Here is an 18,350-nt window from a genome sequence, read left to right as displayed (position 1 = left end):
GTCTGCCGCCCCGAACCGGGGCTCTTGTCCGGCCGTGGTCAGGCCGGGACGACCTCCAGGCTCACCAGCCGCGCGTCCGTGTCGCGACCGCCGGACACGGCGAGCGCCACATAGCGTGCCGTCGTACGCGCCGCGAGCGTCGCCGCACGGCCGCGCCGCCGCAGCTCGCCCGCCGAGGTGTACGTCAGCCCGTCCGCGCTGAACTCGATGGCGGCGGACGGCACATGGCCGCCGGTCCAGGCGGTACGGATCTCCCGCACATCGACCGCCGCGCCGAGATCGACCACCATGCGGCCGCGCGCGGAGCCGGGCCGCCAGGACGTCGCCGGGTCGCCGTCCACGGCCGCGGCCGGATCCGACATGCCCGCGGGCAGCGGACCGGTCGGGAAGGTGTCGCAGCCGACCGCCACGTCCTCCAGGGGGTACGGCTTCGCGCCGCGCACGGTGACCTGCGCGGTCCTGCCCGGCTGGACATCGACCTGGGCGCGGGCGCCCGACGGCGCCGTGACCAGCAGACGGGCGCGCGGACCGCTCACCCGTACGGTCGCGGCGTCCACGACCTCCACCCGCAGACCGGTGGGCACCGAACCGCCCGCACGCGACGTCAGGGTGAAGCGGGCCGGGACGACCGCCGCGCTCGCGGCCGTCAACTCGGCGGCGACATCGGTGCCGTCCGCGGTGACCTGCTGCGTTCCCGCGTAGAGCGTGAGACGGGACCGGCTCTGCGGCACCGACACCGTGGTGGCGACGGAGCCGGCGGAGAGGTTGAACAGGCTCAAGTGCCCGCCCGCCGTACTGGCCTTGACCGCCGCGTCGCGCGCCCGGGGCGCGGGCCGCGCGGCGGCGGCCTTCACCGCGCGCGGGTCGCCCGACGGCAGCCCCTCCACCAGCAACGGCTCGGCGGGACCGTCGGAGAGCACCACCAGATCGCCGTACACCGACAGCGGGTTGGCGGCGCCGCGCACCACCAGCCCCGCCCGGCCGTCCACCGACAGCCAGCCGCCGCGGCTGGACAGGTCCGCGCTCGGGAAGCGGATCAGATCGGTCCAGGTCTTCCCGTCCGCCGAGCCCTGCACGCGGTACGCGCGGGCCGCCGCCGTCTCCCAGCGCAGCGTCACACGGTCGAAGGCACTGGCGGCGCCGAGGTCCACGGTCAGCCAACTGTCCGCGCGCCCGCGGTCCGAGACCGCGACCGCCCACCGGGTCGTCGCATTGCCGTCCACGGCCAGCGCTGCGCCCTTGCCGGAGTCGGCGGACGACGCGGTGGCCGTCCTGCCCTGGGCCAGATCCGGACCGCTCGCGCCGTCACGGACCTCGAAGGCGTACAGCGAGTAGCCGTACGTGGTGTGGCCCGCGACGCCCTGCATGCGCACGTACCGCCACGAACCGCTGGGCACGGTCAGCTCGTCCACCCGCGGCCCGGGACCGACACCGGCGTTGCCGCTGTCCTGCGAGGCGACCTTCGCGCTGCCCTCGGCCGCGGTGTACGTACGGCTGCCGACGAGCCCCGCGACACCGGGCATCGTCAGATTCTGCACCCGCAGCGAGCCCTCGCCCGACGCCGTACCGCTGGTCGCGTAGACCACCGCGCCGGACGGCAGAGTGGTGAAGCCCGCGGTGCCCGAGTCCAGGGTCAGCACGGTCGCGGTCGCGTCGAAGCCGTCGCGCACCTCCCGGTACGTCGTCACCGACCGCTTGAGCACCTTCGCCGCCGTCGCGGGCAGGAACATCGGCGTCGTGCCGCTGAGCGCGAACAGCCAGTCGTCGTGGGCGGGTTGCCAGCCGAACTTCACAAAGCCCGGCTTGCTGACCGCCGCCGCCCAGGCCGCCGGGGTCTGCTGCGCGACCAGGCCGGGGCCGGTGCCGAAGTCCTTGACGCCGGAGGCCCGCGCGAACATCTCCGCGTCCGACAGCGGCTTGACGATCCCGCCGTGCGCCGCCCGCCACTCGTGCAGCAGATAGCTGATCGCCACCTCGGCGCGCGCCTCGGGCTCGTACTTCGGCTCACCGGAGAACTTCGCCAGCCGGTACAGCGGCGCGTACGCCTGGTACGGCGCCAGCCGCGCCGCCATCGCGGCCTCGCCCCACGCCGCCGTACGGTCCCCGGCGACCTGCGCGAGGAACGCCAGCGGGATCACGTCACGGCCGTAGAGGTGCTCGCGGTCGGCGACCATCGGCATCAGCGGCTCGCCCGCGTCGCTCATCACCATCAGCAGCGTGCGCCACAACTGCTTGGCGTTCGGCTGCTCGGTGAGCACCTGCGGCAGCGGACGGCCCGCGGTGATGAAGTGCACGGCGTTACGGCCCGAGGTGCGCCACAACTCCTGCTGGTAGTGCGGTCCGAAGGAGCCGTGGTTCTCCACGATGAAGGAGTCGTACAGATTCGTCGCGGTGTTCGCGCTGACCGCGACGCCGTCCACCACGGTCGGGTTGGCCAGGTCGGCGGCCGGGAGCCCCGTCTCGTTCCGGCTCCAACGGCCGTACGCGGCGCTCCAGTCGGCATACCTCGGATCGTCGCTGGCCCAGGCCAGACCCGGCGCCAGGGACTGGGCGTAGACGCCCATCTCCTCCAGCTTGGTGTCCCCGACGAAGCCGCCCTTGAGCCCGTTCGGCGTCCAACTGCCGGACGCTGGGTCGTTGGCGGTGCCCAACGCCGTGGTGTACGCGGCCTGTTCGCGCACGATCGTATCGACGTGACCTCGCGTCACCGCGTCCAACTGGTCCCAGAGCAGGTGCGCCGCGAGCACGAAGTAGAGCTGGAAGGTCGTGTCGAAGAAGAGGGTGCGGCCCCACTCGGTGCCGCCCGTCAGGCGGTTGGACGCGGCGAAGTGCTTGACGGTGGCCAGTGTGTGCGCCCGCAGCGTCTCCTTGTCGATGCCCGCGCTCGTGGCGTCGTACGTACCGCGGGTCAGCAGCACCGCGTTGCCGAGGACGACCACGAAGTTGTAGTCGGTCCCCGTGTAGTAGCCCTTCGAAGCGTCCCACTGGGTCTCGGCCCAGCGGGTGTGGGTCAGCAGCGCCTGGTAGTAGGCGGCGGCGACATCGTCGTCGGGAGCGTGGCCAGGACCGTGCCCTGCGCCGCCGGGCCGGCCCGCGGGCGCGGCGTCCGCGGAGGCGGCGCCGATCGACAGCGGCGTGGCGACGGCCAGGGAGGTGAGCGCGGCGAGCTGGGCGAAGCGCCGTCTGCCCAGTCCGGCGGGGTCGTGGGTCACGGCAGATCTCCTCTTGCGTTTAGACAACGTTGTCATAGGCTGCCGGGCCATTCTTTGCGGTCGTGGACGCGGCCGTCAAGGTCTGGGGAGACGGCAAAGCGGACGGACCGCGGCCGGTGACCGGGCGGACTGTGGCCGGTGGGAGGCGCGGTGCGCGGGCTGCGGGATGCGAGGGACGGGCGGCCGGGGGAGGCGCGGGGCACGTCCGGAACCCGGCCCAGCCGTCGGTCGCGGGGGTACCGGGGTTCGGCACGCGGCCATCGGGCCGACGAGCCCGCCAGGTCACCGCGTCACGGGCGCACGGTGCGCAGCCACGCCTCGGCCCGACGCGGCGAGGGGAAACGGAACACCTGGAGGTGCGCGAAGCGGGGGTCCTGGCCGCGCCCGCCGATGTCCGCGCGCCGGGCGGCGTGCTGGGACCAGGCCCACCACGCCGGGTGTTCGCCGCTGATCCAGCCCGACACGGTCTCCACATTGCCGCCGAAGACCCGCTCCCGGCGCAGCGTCCTGCTCAGCGACCGGCGCAGGACGCGCGGCATGATCACCGCTCGCGGGTAGTCGAGCCAGACCACGGTGTCCGCGCGTGTCCACAGCAGGTCCCGTACCTCCGGGTAGCCGAAGGAGTCGACGATCCACTCGGGGCCGGCCGCGAGGTCGGCGACCTTCCGCTCGAACTCCGGGTCGGTGGCCCAGCCGGGGCCCGAGAACCGCAGGGCGTCCATCTCGTGGAAGGGCAGGCGGAGCCGCTCGGCGAGGGCCCGCGCCATGGTGGTCTTGCCCGCTCCGGTGATGCCTGCGACGAGGATGCGTTTCACCGCCCGAGGCTAACCGCTGCTCGGGCGGTGGGGTCCCGGTCCGGGTCCGATCGAGAGTGAGGTCCGGGCCGGGGGACGGGGCCGGGGGACGGGTGCGGTCGGGTCGGGACCCGCCCCCCGGCGGCTGTGTCCGTCAGGCGTTCATGAACTCGCGCGGGGCCAGCGCCCGTTCGGCGATCCGGACGTCACCGATCCAGCCGCGCATGACCTGGTCCGGCTTGCCGCCGTCCGCGTGACCGCCGATCATCCACGGCAGATTGAGCGAGGTCAGGCCGTTGTTGCGGGTGGACGGATTGCGGACGACCGGACAGCCGTCGACGTACATCGTGGTCTGCCGCCCGTTGTTGACGACGGCGACGTGCCACCAGACGTTGATCGGCAGGTAGTGGCCCCAGTTGGTGGTCGACGTCGTGAGGTTCAACGGGTAGACGTTCCACTGGAGTTCGGCGCCGCCGGACAGGCTGAGGGTGACGATCGGCTCGGTCTCGGAGTAACCCGTCTTGCCCGCCTGGCCGCTGGTGCCCCAGCGGCTCAGCAGCGCCGACCAGCCGTTGCGGTTGCCGTCCCAGTCGGCGGGCAGCTTGAAGAACGCCTCGAAGGTGTACGCCGAGCGGAAGGTGGCCGCGTTCAGCGGCGCCCTGTCCACGGTCTGGAGGTAGGCGCCGTGCGGGCCGCCGCTGTCCCTGTCCCCGCCGAAGTAGAGGCTGGCGTGGCCGGGCTGGTCCGGGTGGTGGTCGGCCGACCAGGTCAGCGCCGCGTCCGGGGCGCCGGGCAGCGCGACCTTGGTGAGGTCGTTGCCGCGCCCCGACAGGTCGACGATCCGGTCGGTGCCGTGCGAGCCGTCGAACCGCCAGTACGCCAGGGTGCCGGGGACGAGCATCCGGTTGACGGGCCGTGCGGGCCGCGGGGTGGCCGGGGCGAAGCCCGAGAAGCGCTGCTCGAAGTCGATGTCGAGCGAGAACCGGTCCTGCGGTCCCGTCAGTTCGATCTCCTGCCGCTCCAGTTCGTTGAGGCTGTCGGCGGCCTTGCCGAGGATCCACGGGGAGATCGTCTCGACGTCGATGGTGTCGCGCGCCAGGTCGAAGCGGTAGAGCCGGATCATCGCGGCGCCGCCGTAGTACCGGTCCTGGTAGTTGGTGATGTGCAGGTGCGTGTCGTGTCCGGCGGCATTCTTCTTCACCGTGCGGGCGGGCGGCCAGAAGTGGCCGTTGAGCGTGAGGAAGATCTGGTCGTTGCCGTCGATCAGGTCGGCCCACAACTGCTGCCCGAAGTCGGACAGTTCGGCCTCGTCGCCGTACGTGTCGGCGCCGACGATCTCGTGCGTGGTGAGGATGACCGGGGACTTCGGGTGTGCGGCGATGACCTTCTTCGCCCACGCGACGCCCGCGGCCGACGGCCGCCAGTCGAGGGCCAGCACCAGCCACTCCCGGCCCGCGGCCCGGAAGGTGTGGAAGGTGTTGTAGCCGTCGGGGCTCGCGCCGCCGAAGGAGCGCGCCTTGCGGAACCGCCGCGGTCCGAAGTGGTCGAGGTACGGCGTGTTCCCGCGTTGGTCGTCCTTGCCGGGGATGTCGTGGTTGCCCGCCAGCACGCTGTACGGCACCTGGTGGTCGTCCAGGATCTTGAACGCCTTGCTGATGGAGGCGAATTCGCCCGCCTTGCCGTTCTGGGTGAGGTCGCCCAGGTGGGCCATGAAGACGATGTTCTCGTCCTTGCCGTTCGCCAGCAGATAGCGGAAGGCCGCCTCGACCGGCGCCGGGTACAGGGCGTCACCGTCGAACATGTACTGCGTGTCCGGCATCACCACGACGGTGAAGCGCTGGTCGTCGGTGTCGGGCCGCCACGGCCCGCCGAACCCCGGTAGCCCGGCGGTTCCGGCCGTCCCCGGCGTACTGGCCGACGCGGGTCCCGCGGCCGACAGACCGGCCACCGCGGCTCCGGCGAGTCCGGCTCCGACGAGCAACGATCGGCGGCTCGCGCCGGGCAGGGGTCCCTCGGGCTGGTGCTGCGGACTGCACATGGGCGTCTCTCATTCGTCTGCGCTGTTGTTCGGTTCATCGGTCGTCGCCGTGGGGCAGCACGGAACCTGTGAGGGGTCCCCGAGAGGTCGACGGGGCAGGTCCGGCCGGCAGAAGCCGACGCTACGGACCGAGATGACAGCCCCAGCCAACGCGCGACGAAGCGCACATGAACGCCTTGCCGGAATCACCCACTCCGGGCGCGCCCCCGGCCCGTGCACCGCCGCCGCGCAGGCCGCGGGACCGTAACGTCCGAGGTCCGGCCACCCGCGAGGCGCCCGAGGAGCACGGCGTAGGGTGCGGTGGTGACCTCAACCCACCGCCCCCCGACCGCCGCCGCGCCGGTCACGCTGGCCGACGTCCGCGACGCCGCCGCCCGCATCGACGGCGTCGCGCACCGTACGCCCGTCCTGCGCTCGCGCACCCTGGACGACCTCGTCGGCGCCGAGGTCCATCTCAAGTGCGAGAACTTCCAGCGCGTCGGCGCGTTCAAATTCCGCGGCGCGTACAACGCCGCGTCCCGGCTCACGCCCGAGCAGTTGGCCAAGGGCATCGCCGCGTACTCCTCCGGCAACCACGCGCAGGCCGTCGCGCTCTCCGCGCGGGAGCTGGGCAGCACCGCGGTGATCGTGATGCCGGAGGACACCCCGCGCTCCAAGCGGGAGGCCACCGAGGGCTACGGCGCGGAGGTCGTCACCTACGACCGGTATACGGGCGACCGGGTCGCCATCGGCGAGGCGCTGGCCGCCGACCGCGGCCTCACCCTGATCCCGCCGTACGACCACCCGCACGTCATCGCGGGACAGGGCACCGCCGCCCTGGAACTCCTCGACGAGGCAGGGCCGTTGGACGCCCTCGTGGTGCCGGTCGGCGGCGGGGGACTCCTCGCGGGAAGCGTGACCGCCGTCAAGGGGCTGGACAGCGCCATCCGGATGATCGGCGTCGAACCGGCGGCGGGCGACGACACCAAGCGCTCGCTGGAGGCGGGCGAGCGTGTCGCCATCCCCGTCCCGCGCACGATCGCCGACGGACAAGCGGCCTCCGTCCCCGGCGAGTTGACCTTCTCCATCAACCGGCGGCTGGTGGACGACATCGTCCTGGTCACCGAGGACGCGATCCGCGAGGCGATGCGCTTCGCCTTCGAACGCCTGAAGATCGTCCTCGAACCCAGCGGCGCCACGCCCCTGGCCGCCCTGCTCTCCGCCCGCGTCACCCCCCTACCGCCCCGCGTCGGCCTGATCCTGTCCGGCGGCAACATCGACACCGCGCGCTTCGCGGAGCTGTGCGGTGGCGCGCCCTAGCCGCGTCATGGGTACGGGCCCGCGCGGGGGTACGCGCGGGCCCGTACGGGGCCGGTCGGTCAGCGGTAGCTGAGGGTGACCGGTGCGTGCACGCTGCGCGCGGGCAGCGTGACGGTGAGGGAGCGGGTCGCGCTGTCGTAGTGGTACGCGTCCGGCGACAATCCCTTGCCGGCCGCCGTGACGTGGCTCGGCGCGGCGACGCCGAGCAGCGTCACCGTCCACTGCCGGGTCCTGACCTGGCCGGGGAAGGACCCGGCGGCCGGGCTGACGGTGACGGTGTGCCGACCGCCGCTCTCGCGGTACCGGACCGTCGTGGTGGCGCTGCGACCGGGACCCCCGGTGGTGCCGTTGTCCTCGTAGAGCGAGGTCGAGCCGGAGGCGCCCGCGGCCACGGTCAGCGTGACCTTGGTCAGCGGCGCCTTGTCGTTGGCGGTGACATCGTCCGTACGGGTCGGGATGACGGCGCCCGCCTTCACGAACACCGGCATCCGGTCGAGCCCCGTGGTGATGGTCCGCGTGGTGCCGCCGGTGTAGGTCTGCCCGGTGAAGTAGTCCGTCCACTGGCCGGGCGGGAACCACACCGACGTCGTGGCCGTCGTCCCCGGGGTGGTGACGGGAGCGACCAGCATGTCGGAGCCGTAGAAGTACTCACTGCCCGCGGTGGCGTACGCCTGCGGCTCGTCCGGGTATTCGAGGTATGTGGCGCGGACCACGGGGACGCCCGTGGTGGCCGCCTGCTGCGCGAGGCTGTACGTGTAAGGCACCAGGTTCTCGCGGAGGTTGAGGAATGTGTCCGCCGACTGCCGGGCCGCGGTGCCGTACTGCCACGGCAGCCGGTCGCTGTGGTTGCTGTGCAGCCGGTCGACGGGCTGGAAGGTGCCGAGCTGCACCCACCGGGCGTACAGGTCGTCCGGCAGCTTGTGCGTGGTGTGGGTGCCGCCGCCGTCGGTGTACGTCTCCGAGCCGGTCAGTCCGGTCGTGTCGTTGTGACCGCCGATGTCGTGGCTGACCGCGGACATGCCGGTCGCGACCGACTCGCCCGGTGTGTAACCGACTTCGGACCGCAGCGTTCCCCAGGTCGAGGACGTGTCACCGGTGAAGTGCACGGTGGTGCGCTTGTCGGCCCACGGTCCGGTGGGCAGCCCCTGCTGGCCGCTGTACCCGCCGGCCTGGAGCGAGCCGTAGGCACGGGAGATGACGAAGCCGCGGCCGATCGCCGGAGCGGACTCCGCCGCGTACGCCTGGTTGATCCACGCGTCGGGCGTCACTCCGGCGAGCGAGGACTGGGAGTTGTCGCAGCACCAGTCGAACCACCAGAAGTCGTTGCCCTGCTGGTCCATCGTCTTGTGCAGGTCCATGTACGCCTTGAGCTGGTCGGGGTCGCCGAAGTCGAAGACGTAGCAGTCGCCTCCCGCGCTCGCCCCCGCCGCGCAACCGCCCTTGACCAGCTTGCCCTTGGCGGTCGCCTGGGCCTGTGCGAACTGCGGGTCCGAGGCCAGGATGCTCGGGTGGGTGTTGAGCGTGTTGTGCAGCCCCTGCGCCGCCGACCAGTCGAAGAAGCCCTTCGGGTCGGGGAATTTGGCGGTGTTCATCTCCCAACCGCTCCAGGCGTTGGGCGACTTGAAGTCCGTGTCGGTCACCAGGACGTCCAGCGGGACGCCTTCGGACCGGAAGGCGGGCAGGATCGTGTTCTCGTAGTCGGCGGCGGTCCTGTCGATGTACTCCGAGTACCAGACGCCGTACGCCCACTGCGGCAGCAGTTGCGCCGGGCCGGTCAGCGTCGCCAGATCCGACAGCGCCTGCTTGTAGGCGTGGCCGTATCCGAAGAGATAACCGTCCTGGTACGGCGTCCCGTTGTGCGAGGGGCGCTGCGTGACCTTCTTGGCGGCGGTGTCGTACAGCGCGGACGTCGTGTCGTCCAGCAGGTACCAGCCGTCCTTGTACATCAAGCCGGGCGTGGTCGTCGGATTGCCGTTGTCGCCGTTGAGCCCGTCGAGGCTGCGCCGGTATCCGCCGAGCGCGAGGTGCGGCTGCGGGGCCGCCGCGCCGGACGCGGTCACCGACAGCGTGTCGAGGTTGATGTGGCAACTCGCCGCGTTCGGGCAGCCGACGGTGATGTCGTCGGCGCCCGCCTTGAGCGCCACGGGCACCGAGGCGGTCTGCCAGGTGTCCCAGTTGCCGGTCACCGGCAGCGAGAGCGTCTGACTCGTACCGCCGGACGACACCGTGGCCGTACGGGTCTGGTTCAGGCCGTCGCCGCCCGTGGAGTTGGCATAGCGCACCTGGACCGCGTACGTCCCGTCCGACGGCACCCCGACGACATGGGTCGTCACGCTCGACCCCTGGTTCAGCTCCCCGAGGAAGCCGCTGCCCGAGTACCCGCCGTGGTCGGTGGCCACCTTCGCGGAACCCGCGATCCGGTCCGCCTCGGCCTCGCAACTCGCGCCGAAGGCACAGTCCGCGATCGCCGTCGCCGAGGCCGGGGGGAACGCGCTCCCCGAGTTCACCAGCGCGACGCTGTCGATGTTCACATTGCCGGAGTTCCCGGCGGCCCTGGACAGCGTGACGGTGTGACGGCCCGCGCCGAGCTGCACCGCGGCGGTCGCCAGACTCCAGGTGTCCCAACTGCCGGTCACCGGAAGGCTCAGGGTCCGCGCCGCGCCGCCGTCGACCGTCAAGGTGAGCGTGCGTGTGGTGTTCTGGCCGTCGCCCGCCGCGGAGTTGGCGTACCGCGCGTCGAATTGGTACGTGCCCGCCGTCGCGACCTCGACGTCGGCCGACAGCGAACTGCCCGTCCCCTGGAAGCCGGCCAGGAAGCCGGAGCCGGTGTACCCGGTGTGGTCCGTGGCGACGCCGACCCCGCTGTACGGCAGGCTCTCCGCCTCGCACAGCGCGCCGACCGCGCACGTCATCTGCTGCCACGGCGCCGCGGTGACCGCCGAGGGTCCGGCTGTCAGTCTCACCGACAGATTCCGCGCGCTGAAGGGCCCGGAGCCCACCTGGTACCGCAGCGTCATCGCACTCGTCGCGACCGTCAGCCAGCCGTTGGACGTGCTCGTCGTGTACGCGGCAGGCGCGAAGTCGCCGCGGCCGATCGCGTTGTACGTCGCGGTGTCGGTGAACTTCCCGTCCTGCGCGTACTCGGTACGGATCAACGTCGGCGACAGCACCTGGAAGCGGGCGCCGCCCGAGGTCACCGAGGGGACGGCGTGGTGGCCCGCCCCGTGTCCCGGTCCCGCGGACGCCTGGCCCGCCCCGGCCACCGTCATCCCCGCCACGCAGGCGGTCACGGCGACCACCGCTGCCCGCCGCCGCATGTACCGCATCGTGCGCCACGCTCGTCTTCTTCTCACGCACAACTCCGTCCTGAAGCGGGCCCCTTGTCGACCCGTCGTGAGGCTCCGTCGGCCGCTGACAGCGTTGTCGGAGCCCGCCTCCCCGTACGGCGTGGGCTCCTGAGGTCCGACCTGGCGGAATGCTGGACAAAGGCGGCACCCGCGTCCCACGGGCACCTCCCCGCACTTCTTCCATCGTTGCAAACGATGTCGGTGGCATGACAGCACAGTGCCTGGCGGGTGTCCATACGGGCGGCGGTCAACGTTGGAAAAAGAGGGGTCGCCCGCGCGGCGCCGAGACCGGCGGTGGCGCGCCGTTCCCGACCGCCGGGCATCCTCAGGGCGGTGCGGGTGATGCCCCGTCAGGGGCGGTTAGTCGCTCCCTGGATAGGCGCAGACCGCCCCCACGGGGCACCGCTGGAAGCGGGGCGCGGCGCCGCGCTCCTGACGTAGGACAGGGCGGCGCGCGGCGCGGACGTCGCCCTTCCGGGTCCCGGCGGCTCCCGGTGCCGCGCCGGTCAGAACGCGGCCGGTCGGCTCGCGCGTAAGCCCGTACGCCCCCTGGCCGGGGAAAACGCGTGGCCCGACGGGGTCGGCCTCTGGGAGGCTCCCGGCGTGACGACGTATGAGGTGCTGCTCATCGGGGGGCGTTCGGGCGTGGGCAAGTCCACGGTGGCCTGGGAGGTTTCGGAGCTGCTGCGGGAGGCGGAGGTCGCGCACTGCGTGATCGAGGGCGACCTCATGGGGCAGGTGCACCCGGCGCCGCCGGACGACCCGCGCCGCTCCGCGATCACCGAGCGGAATCTGGCCGCGGTGTGGGCGAATTTCGCGGCGCTGGGGCACCGCAGGCTGATCTACACCAACACGGTGAGCGTGCTGGAGCACGACATGTTCGTCCGGGCCCTGGGCGGCGGGCCGCCGCGCGTCGTCCGGGTGCTGCTCACCGCCGACGACGCGACGGCCCGCACCCGGCTCGCCCGGCGCGAGACCGGCTCCCAACTCGCCCCGCACATCAGCCGGAGCGACGTCATGGCGCGGCACCTGGCAGAACACGCGCCTCAGGACACGGTACGGATCGCCACGGACGGCAGGAGCGTCGTGGACATCGCCCGCGAGGTGGCCGCCGCGACGGGCTGGTGAACACCGCGCCCGGAAGGCGCCGCGCCCACCGCTCCGGAGCGACGACGGGCCCGTGTCAGAGCAGGAAGACGCCGGGGCCGATCTCGCGGGAGGCCGCGCGCGCCTTCTTGGCGGCGGCAGGGGACCAGACCGTACTCGGGGACCAGAGGGCGCGCAGCCCGGAGACGGCGTGCGCGTTCAGGCCGGACAGGTCCGCGGCGGTGAGGTCGAGGACCACCGTGTCGAGCAGGGTGCCGAGCGAAGCGCCGTACGCGCTCATCCGGGACCTGGTGCTCGACATCTCGCGGTCCCGGACGCGGACGTAGAACGGCTCGCGGCTGCGCAACGTCGCCAGGGCGCGGGTCAGTTCGAGGACGCCCCGGCGGACGGCGAGGACGCCGCCGTCGTCGAGCACGTCGCGTTCGTGGACGCTGACGTACCGCCCCAGCCGGGGGTGCGCCCGCAGGCGCGCGCAGCCGCCCCGGCGGAGGCGGGCGCTGATCCGGCGGAGGCTGCGGGCGAGCGCCTTGCCCTGGTGGCGGACGACGGTGGCGCGCTTGGGGTAGAGGTAGGTGCGGCTGTCGTCCAGCGCGAGGGTGAACTCGGTCATGTCCCGGCGGGCCGCCGCCAGTTCCACCGCGAGTCCGGCGGGGTCGCGGCGCGCCAGGACGCAGTTCACCGACGTGGGCAGGGACCAGTGCTGCCGAGCGGTCACGCGGATACTCCTCGGTTCGTCCATCGTCCGCGGAGATTACGGGCGCTGCCTCGGGACCGGTCCCGAGCCCGTGGACGACGGGCCGCCGCGCGGTCCTGTCCGGGGCCGGACGCGTCCTCGCCCGTACCGCCGACGACGCCCGCATGCGAGGGGTCCTCGCGACGCGACGCGCACGCCGTGGGCCTTTGCTTACGCTTTACTTCGCCTTTGCCACCCCACGGTGCCTCCCGCCGTTCACCCGCGCTGCCCAGACTCGCCGCGTCCTACGCGTACATCCTGTCGTCAGCGGGAGCTGAATATGAGCCACGGCCACAGCCACGGTCACCAGCACGGGCCCCACGATCACGCGCACGGCGGTCACACCGACGGCGGTTCGCTGCCTCCCGCCCTCGACACCTCGGTACCGGACGAGGAGTTGACGCCCAGTCAGCTCTCACGGCGCTCCATGCTGCGCCGAACGGGCCTGCTGGGCGCGGGACTCGCGGCCGGGAGCGTCCTGGCCGGAGCGGGCCAGGCGGCGGCGCACTCCTCCGGCGGTCATGCGGGCCACGGCGGTTCGCACCCCGGCGGCCTGCTGTGGCTGGCGGGTGACCACCACATCCACACCCAGTACAGCAGCGACGCCAAGTACCGCGTGATCGACCACGTGCGGCAGGCCAACGCGCACGGCCTCGACTGGATGGTCATCACCGACCACGGCAGCGAGCAGCACGCCAAGATCGGCGTGGAGAAGGTCAATCCGGACATCGTCGCGGCCCGCGCGAAGGTCTCCGACACCCTGGTCTTCCAGGGCCTTGAGTGGAACATCCCGGCCGCCGAGCACGGCACCGTCTTCGTCCACCCCGGCCGCAACGAGGTCGCGGTCCTCAAGGAGTTCGAGAACTCCTTCGACGGTTCGGTGAAGGGCGCGAGCGCCAGCACGCCCGCCAACGAGGCGCTGGCCATCTCCGGCCTGAACTTCCTCGCCGACCAGGTCAGGCGGCGCAAGGTCCAGGACGTGCTGTTCCTGGCCAACCACCCGGCGCGCAAGGGCATCGACTCCCCGCACGAGATCCGCGCCTGGCGCGACGCCCAGCCGGGGATCGCCGTCGGCATGGAGGGCGCCCCCGGCCACCAGGCGGGCGGCCTGCCCGCCCCACAGGGCGCGGGGTCCGGGCGCGGCATCTACGACAACAGCCCCAGCGCCGACTCCTTCCCGGGCTACCCGCTGGAGAGCTACCGCACCTGGGGCGGCTTCGACTGGATGACCTCCACCGTCGGCGGCCTGTGGGACAGCCTCCTCGCCGAGGGCAAGCCCTGGTGGATCACCGCCAACTCCGACTCGCACAACGTCTACGCCGACAATTCGGTGCGCGGGCCGAACGGCGACTTCAACGCCAACGGCAAGTACGCCGATCCGGTCTACGGCGGCGCGCTCAACCTCACCGACACCGACTTCTGGCCCGGCCAGTACAGCCGCACCCACGTCGGCTCCGCCGGCTTCTCCTACGCGGCCGTCATGGACGGCATCCGCGCCGGACGCGTCTGGGTCGACCACGGCGGCCTGATCAGCGGCCTCGACGCGCGGCTCGGCGACGGCAGCCGGTCGGTCACCCTCGGCGGCGTCCTGCACGTGCGCCGCGGCAGCAAGGTCGACCTGGTCGTCACCGTCGCCCTGGCGGGCGGCCCGAACTGGTCCCAGTTCGTCCCCAAGCTCGCCCGCGTCGACGTCATCCAGGGCCAGGTGACCGGCACCGCGCGGGACAAGGACACCCTCGCCGCGCCGAACACCAAGGTCGTGAAGTCCTTCGACGTCGACAAGTCGACCGGCACGGTCCGGCTGACCTACTCCCTGGGCCGGGTCGACAAGCCGGTGTACGTCCGCCTGCGCGGCACCGACGGCAACCGCACCGCCGTCGGCGTCAACGGCGCATCCGTCGACCCGGTCGGCCCCGCCATGGACGTGATCGGCGACGCCGACCCCTGGAAGGACCTGTGGTTCTACTCCAACCCGATGTGGGTCCTGCCCGCATGACGACCCCGCACGAAGGACCCGGCGGCCACACCGTCATCGGTGTGGCCGCCGGGTCGGTGAATCTGCGCGAGGCCGACCACCTCATCCGGCACCTCGCCGACGTGCTCGACCTCCCGGCCGCCACCGTCGCCTGCACCCACCTCGTACGCGCCACCGCCCGCCCGCGTACGGCCGTCTCCTTCGCGCTGCCCGACGCCGAGGCCGCGACGGAGGCATGGGACCGGCTGCTGGCCCGGCTCTCGCCCGAGGACACGGCGGGACCGGGCGGGGCGGGGCTCGACGGTGCGGGACTCGCCAGCGCTGGACTCGACGGTGCGGGCGCCGCACTCGGCCCTGCTACGCACGGCCCGGCCGAGGAGGCGCGCTCCGCGACCGCGGCGGCGGCGGAACACGCCCGCGGGAGCGGCGGCCGGGCGGTGCTCTATCCGGGCGCCGACGCCCTGACCGGCACCGTCACGCTCGCGGACCTGCTCGCACGTACCGCGATCGACCAGGTCGTCCTGGTCGGCGCGCCGCCCGCGACGGACGGCGACGGGCCCGATCCGCACATCCCCGTGCGGACCCGCGACCACGTACGCCCGCGGTGGCGCGACGGACGGCTCGTGCTGGACCTGACCCCCGCGCCCGGTGGCACGCTGGCCCCCTTCGAGGTGCCGAACCCGACTCCCTGCTGCGCCGACCACCCGTAGACCCGCCGTGGCGCGCGGATCGCTCGGGACCTGCGGATGAGGCGTGCCCGCGCCTCACTCCTCGTCCGCGTCCACGGCCGGTTCCCCGGCGGGGGCGGGCTCCGACGGGGCCGCCTCGGTGACGTGGGCATCGGCGTGGGCCGGACGGATGACCACCGAGCCGGAATCGAGGTCTATCGCCCCGCGCGCCGGATCGCTGCTGCCCTCGTCGTCGCGGGACAGCTCCAAGCGGTTGCGCTCGTCCTCGGTGTGCTTGCGGCCGGGCGCGAAGAGCTCATCCATGAAGTTGAACATCGCGGCTCCTTCTCGGCTCGGCTCGACACGGCACCACTTCAGGCTACGCCGAGCGTCCCCCGAACGAGTGAGGGCCGCCTTTGACAACGAGGGGTTGACATGACAACCCCTTGTTGTCACTCTGGAGGGCATGGCAGACAGGAAAGACCTCTCGATGCACGAGCCGACCTTCGCCCGCATCAAGGAAGTGCGCGCCCAGGCCATCCACCACACCCGCCTGGCCCGACAGTTCGCCGTCGAGCGGCGCGACCTGATGCAGGAGCTCATCGGACAGGGCGTTTCGCAGTCCGACATCGCCCGCGAGCTGGGCGTGAGCCGCCAGGCCATCCAGAAGATGCTGGCCTGCTAGACGGCGCCCCCGGTCCGATTCCCGGCCTGATCCCAGGCCGGACGCCCGGCCCGGCCCCGGGTATGATCCCCGGCCGCGTCCCCGGCGCCGAACCAGTGCCGCGCGGCCGACCGGAGCGCGTCCAGGGCCGCCGCGCCGGGACGCGGGTCGGACGACGCCCAGGCCACGTAGGAGTCGGGACGGATCAGCAGGGCGGTCGGGGCGTCAGCGTCGTCCGGCCGCGACGGCGGCTGCTGTGACCGGGACGGCGCGTGCGCCGTGACGACGCTGACGCGGTCGCTCCACGGGCCGAGCGCCGCCGCGGCCGACGCGTCGTCGGTCAGGTCGAGCAGCAACGGCCGCGCCGATCTGGCCAGTTCGGCCACCGAGACCGTGCCGTCCGGGGCGGCGAGGTCCAGGTCGGGCGCGAACCGCCCCACCAGCGCGTGCGGTTCGGGACCGCCCATGTCGTAGCGGACATCGGTGCCCGCCGTGAGGTCGGCGAGGTGCTGGACGGTCGCGGGCTGCGCGAGCAGTTCGGTGAAGAGCTGACGCAGCGCCGTGACGTCGTCGCCGGGAGCGGTCAACGCGGCCTGCGCCTGGGCGTAGACGACCATACGGTCGGCGGCCCCGCGCCGCTCGGCGTCGTAACTGTCGAGGAGGTGGGCCGGTGCGGTGCCGTGGATCGCGGCGGCCAGTTTCCAGCCGAGGTTGACCGCGTCCTGGAGGCCGAGGTTCAGGCCGGGGCCGCCGCCCGCCGTGTAGATGTGGGCGGCGTCGCCGACGAGGAACACCCGCCGGTCCCGGAAGCGCTCGGCCACCCGCGTGTTGCCGCCGGTCAACCGCCGCAGGACGTACGGCCCTTCGCCGGTCGGCGGGCTCAGCGGCAGATCGGCGCCCAGTACACGCCGGACGCTCGCGCCCAGTTCTTCGAGGCTCATCGGCGTCCCGGTCTCCGGCTGGGCCCACTCCGTGGTGCTGATCAGCGCCGGGCGGCCGGGGAAGGGCGCGTACGAGAATCCGCCGTGCTCGGTACGGAGCGGCAGGAACGGCCGGACGGTGCCGTAACCGGGCACATTCAGGGCGCCGGTCGCGGGGTCGACCCAATGCGCGGGGACGGTCGCGTGCGCCGTCCGGTTGGTCCTGCGGTCGTCACTCACGCCGGGGAAGCCGATGCCCGACAGCTTGCGGGTGACGCTGTGCGCGCCGTCCGCGCCGACGGCGTAACGGGCGTGCAGCCGGTACGCGCCGTCCGGTCCCGTGACGTCCACGGTGACGGCGTCGCCCGGTGCGCCCGCGTCAGGGTCCGACGCCTCGTGCGGGTCGTGCGGGTCGTGCGGGTCCTGTGATTCCTGCGCCAGGGCGGTCACCCGGTGGCCGCGCCGGATCTCCGCGCCGAGTTCACCGGCCCGCTTCTCCAGGACCTCGACGATGTGCCGCTGCGGCGCCGCGATGCCGTACACCGGGCTGTCCGGGAGCAGGCTCAGGTCCAGCGGCAGGGCGGCGAACATGAAGGAGGCGGAGTTCGGGCGCGGCGGCCCCGGCGTCCCGCTCAGGTCCTCGTACAGCCCCCGCCGGTCGACCAGCCGTACGACCTGGCCGACCAGTCCGTTCGCCTTGGGCTCCTCGCTCGGCGCCGACAGGCTCTCCAGCACGGTCGGCCGTACCCCGGCCAGGGCCAACTCGCATGCCAGCATCAGCCCGTTCGGGCCGCCTCCGACGATGACGACATCCGTGGTGACCAACTGGTCCTCCTCAGTGACTCGTTGCGTGAACGGAAGAAGGGAAAGGGGGAGCGCCGTATGAGGGCAGGCCGGAGCGACCCGGCGGCCGACCGGGTCAACTCACGTACGGCGCGGGCGGATCAGGGAGCGGGCAGGCCCGCGACGATCCCGTCGAACGTCTCGCGCAGGACCGCGGCGAGCGACACGGGCGGATCCGCGGTCAGGGAGTGCTCGACGGCCACGGCGCTGCCCGCGCCGACCACCGCGGCGACCAGCTTGGGATACGCATCGCGGGCGACGTCGGTGCCGGTGCGCTCGGCGACGGCCCTGGCCAGCTCCTCCTGCGCGGCGGCGTTCGCCTTGACGATCTCGCCGTGCAGGGCCGGTTCCGCGAGCATCAGCCGCACGCCGTCCGTCCAGCGCCGCCGGTCCTCGGACGAGCCCTGCTCAGGACCGCCCTTCGGCGCGAACTGGCCCTCCACGGCATGTGCCACCGACTCCCACAGCGGCTCGTCGGCCGGTCGCGCGCGCAGTTCGTCGGCGACGCGTCGCATCCGCTCCAGGTGGCTGGCGGCGATGGCCTCGGCCTTGCCGGAGAAGTAGTTGCGGAAGGTGCGCACGGACACGTTCGCCGCGGCGGCGATGTCCTCCACGGTGACGTCGTCCCAGCCGCGCTGGACGCACAGCCGGATCGTGGCCTGGCTCAGCGCGACACGCGTCTCCCGCTTCTTGCGCTCCCGCAGGCCGAGGCGGGCGGCGTCTTCGTCCTGTGTCATGGCTACGACGGTA

13 protein-coding genes are annotated in these 18,350 nt (G+C 72.7%); 5 read left to right on the top strand and 8 right to left on the bottom strand.

Annotated features, from left to right (window positions below):
* Positions 1–38 precede the first annotated feature (38 nt).
* The 3 genes from ACIOC1_RS13640 to ACIOC1_RS13630 form a co-directional block, all read right to left on the bottom strand.
* Positions 39–3,248: a discoidin domain-containing protein gene (locus ACIOC1_RS13640; RefSeq protein WP_401854064.1), complete on the bottom strand. Its 3,210-nt coding sequence runs from the start codon at positions 3,246–3,248 to the stop codon at positions 39–41.
* A gap of 254 nt (positions 3,249–3,502) precedes the next feature.
* Positions 3,503–4,027, bottom strand: coding sequence for an AAA family ATPase (locus ACIOC1_RS13635; protein ID WP_401854062.1), 525 nt, complete (start codon positions 4,025–4,027; stop codon positions 3,503–3,505).
* 133 nt (positions 4,028–4,160) lie between these two features.
* The gene (locus ACIOC1_RS13630; RefSeq protein ID WP_401854059.1) at positions 4,161–6,044 is read right to left on the bottom strand and encodes a LamG-like jellyroll fold domain-containing protein; all 1,884 of its coding nucleotides are present in this window, start codon (positions 6,042–6,044) and stop codon (positions 4,161–4,163) included.
* A 303-nt stretch (positions 6,045–6,347) separates the two neighbouring features.
* Here ACIOC1_RS13630 and ACIOC1_RS13625 point away from each other — a divergent pair, with 303 nt between their 5' ends.
* Entirely contained in the window at positions 6,348–7,343 is a 996-nt protein-coding gene (locus ACIOC1_RS13625; RefSeq protein WP_401854056.1) for a pyridoxal-phosphate dependent enzyme, read from the top strand.
* Between the two features lie 59 nt (positions 7,344–7,402).
* Here ACIOC1_RS13625 and ACIOC1_RS13620 read toward each other — a convergent pair whose 3' ends face one another.
* Positions 7,403–10,660: a TIM-barrel domain-containing protein gene (locus tag ACIOC1_RS13620; RefSeq protein WP_401854053.1), complete on the bottom strand. Its 3,258-nt coding sequence runs from the start codon at positions 10,658–10,660 to the stop codon at positions 7,403–7,405.
* Positions 10,661–11,293: 633 nt separating this feature from the next.
* Here ACIOC1_RS13620 and ACIOC1_RS13615 point away from each other — a divergent pair.
* Positions 11,294–11,818 (top strand): hypothetical protein, encoded by a 525-nt coding sequence (locus tag ACIOC1_RS13615; RefSeq protein WP_401854050.1) that lies wholly within the window; start codon positions 11,294–11,296, stop codon positions 11,816–11,818.
* A gap of 55 nt (positions 11,819–11,873) precedes the next feature.
* Here the strand turns inward: ACIOC1_RS13615 and ACIOC1_RS13610 are convergent, their stop codons facing one another.
* The gene (locus ACIOC1_RS13610) at positions 11,874–12,512 is read right to left on the bottom strand and encodes a hypothetical protein (RefSeq protein WP_401854047.1); all 639 of its coding nucleotides are present in this window, start codon (positions 12,510–12,512) and stop codon (positions 11,874–11,876) included.
* 298 nt (positions 12,513–12,810) lie between these two features.
* Between ACIOC1_RS13610 and ACIOC1_RS13605 the strand changes: the two genes are divergently transcribed.
* The gene (locus ACIOC1_RS13605; protein ID WP_401854044.1) at positions 12,811–14,526 is read left to right on the top strand and encodes a PHP domain-containing protein; all 1,716 of its coding nucleotides are present in this window, start codon (positions 12,811–12,813) and stop codon (positions 14,524–14,526) included.
* Positions 14,523–15,215: a hypothetical protein gene (locus ACIOC1_RS13600; protein WP_391045399.1), complete on the top strand. Its 693-nt coding sequence runs from the start codon at positions 14,523–14,525 to the stop codon at positions 15,213–15,215. Before ACIOC1_RS13605 ends, ACIOC1_RS13600 begins: the two co-directional genes overlap by 4 nt.
* Before the next feature lie 54 nt (positions 15,216–15,269).
* On the opposite strand, the gene ACIOC1_RS13595 is transcribed toward ACIOC1_RS13600, so the two are convergent.
* Entirely contained in the window at positions 15,270–15,509 is a 240-nt protein-coding gene (locus tag ACIOC1_RS13595) for a DUF6191 domain-containing protein (RefSeq protein WP_391045396.1), read from the bottom strand.
* Between the two features lie 130 nt (positions 15,510–15,639).
* Here ACIOC1_RS13595 and ACIOC1_RS13590 point away from each other — a divergent pair, with 130 nt between their 5' ends.
* Positions 15,640–15,858 (top strand): HTH domain-containing protein, encoded by a 219-nt coding sequence (locus tag ACIOC1_RS13590; RefSeq protein ID WP_355345627.1) that lies wholly within the window; start codon positions 15,640–15,642, stop codon positions 15,856–15,858.
* Here ACIOC1_RS13590 and ACIOC1_RS13585 read toward each other — a convergent pair.
* Both ACIOC1_RS13585 and ACIOC1_RS13580 read right to left on the bottom strand, forming a co-directional pair.
* Positions 15,855–17,582 carry an FAD-dependent monooxygenase gene (locus tag ACIOC1_RS13585; RefSeq protein ID WP_401854039.1) on the bottom strand — a complete coding sequence of 576 codons (1,728 nt, stop codon included), beginning with the start codon at positions 17,580–17,582 and terminating at the stop codon, positions 15,855–15,857. The genes ACIOC1_RS13590 and ACIOC1_RS13585 overlap by 4 nt on opposite strands.
* A gap of 119 nt (positions 17,583–17,701) precedes the next feature.
* Positions 17,702–18,337 carry a TetR family transcriptional regulator gene (locus ACIOC1_RS13580; protein ID WP_401854036.1) on the bottom strand — a complete coding sequence of 212 codons (636 nt, stop codon included), beginning with the start codon at positions 18,335–18,337 and terminating at the stop codon, positions 17,702–17,704.
* Positions 18,338–18,350: the final 13 nt, after the last annotated feature.

The sequence above is a fragment of the Streptomyces sp. NPDC088197 genome (assembly GCF_044741185.1).
In the GTDB taxonomy this organism is placed as follows: Bacteria; Actinomycetota; Actinomycetes; order Streptomycetales; family Streptomycetaceae; genus Actinacidiphila.
This window is presented reverse-complemented; position numbering and strand designations above follow the sequence as displayed.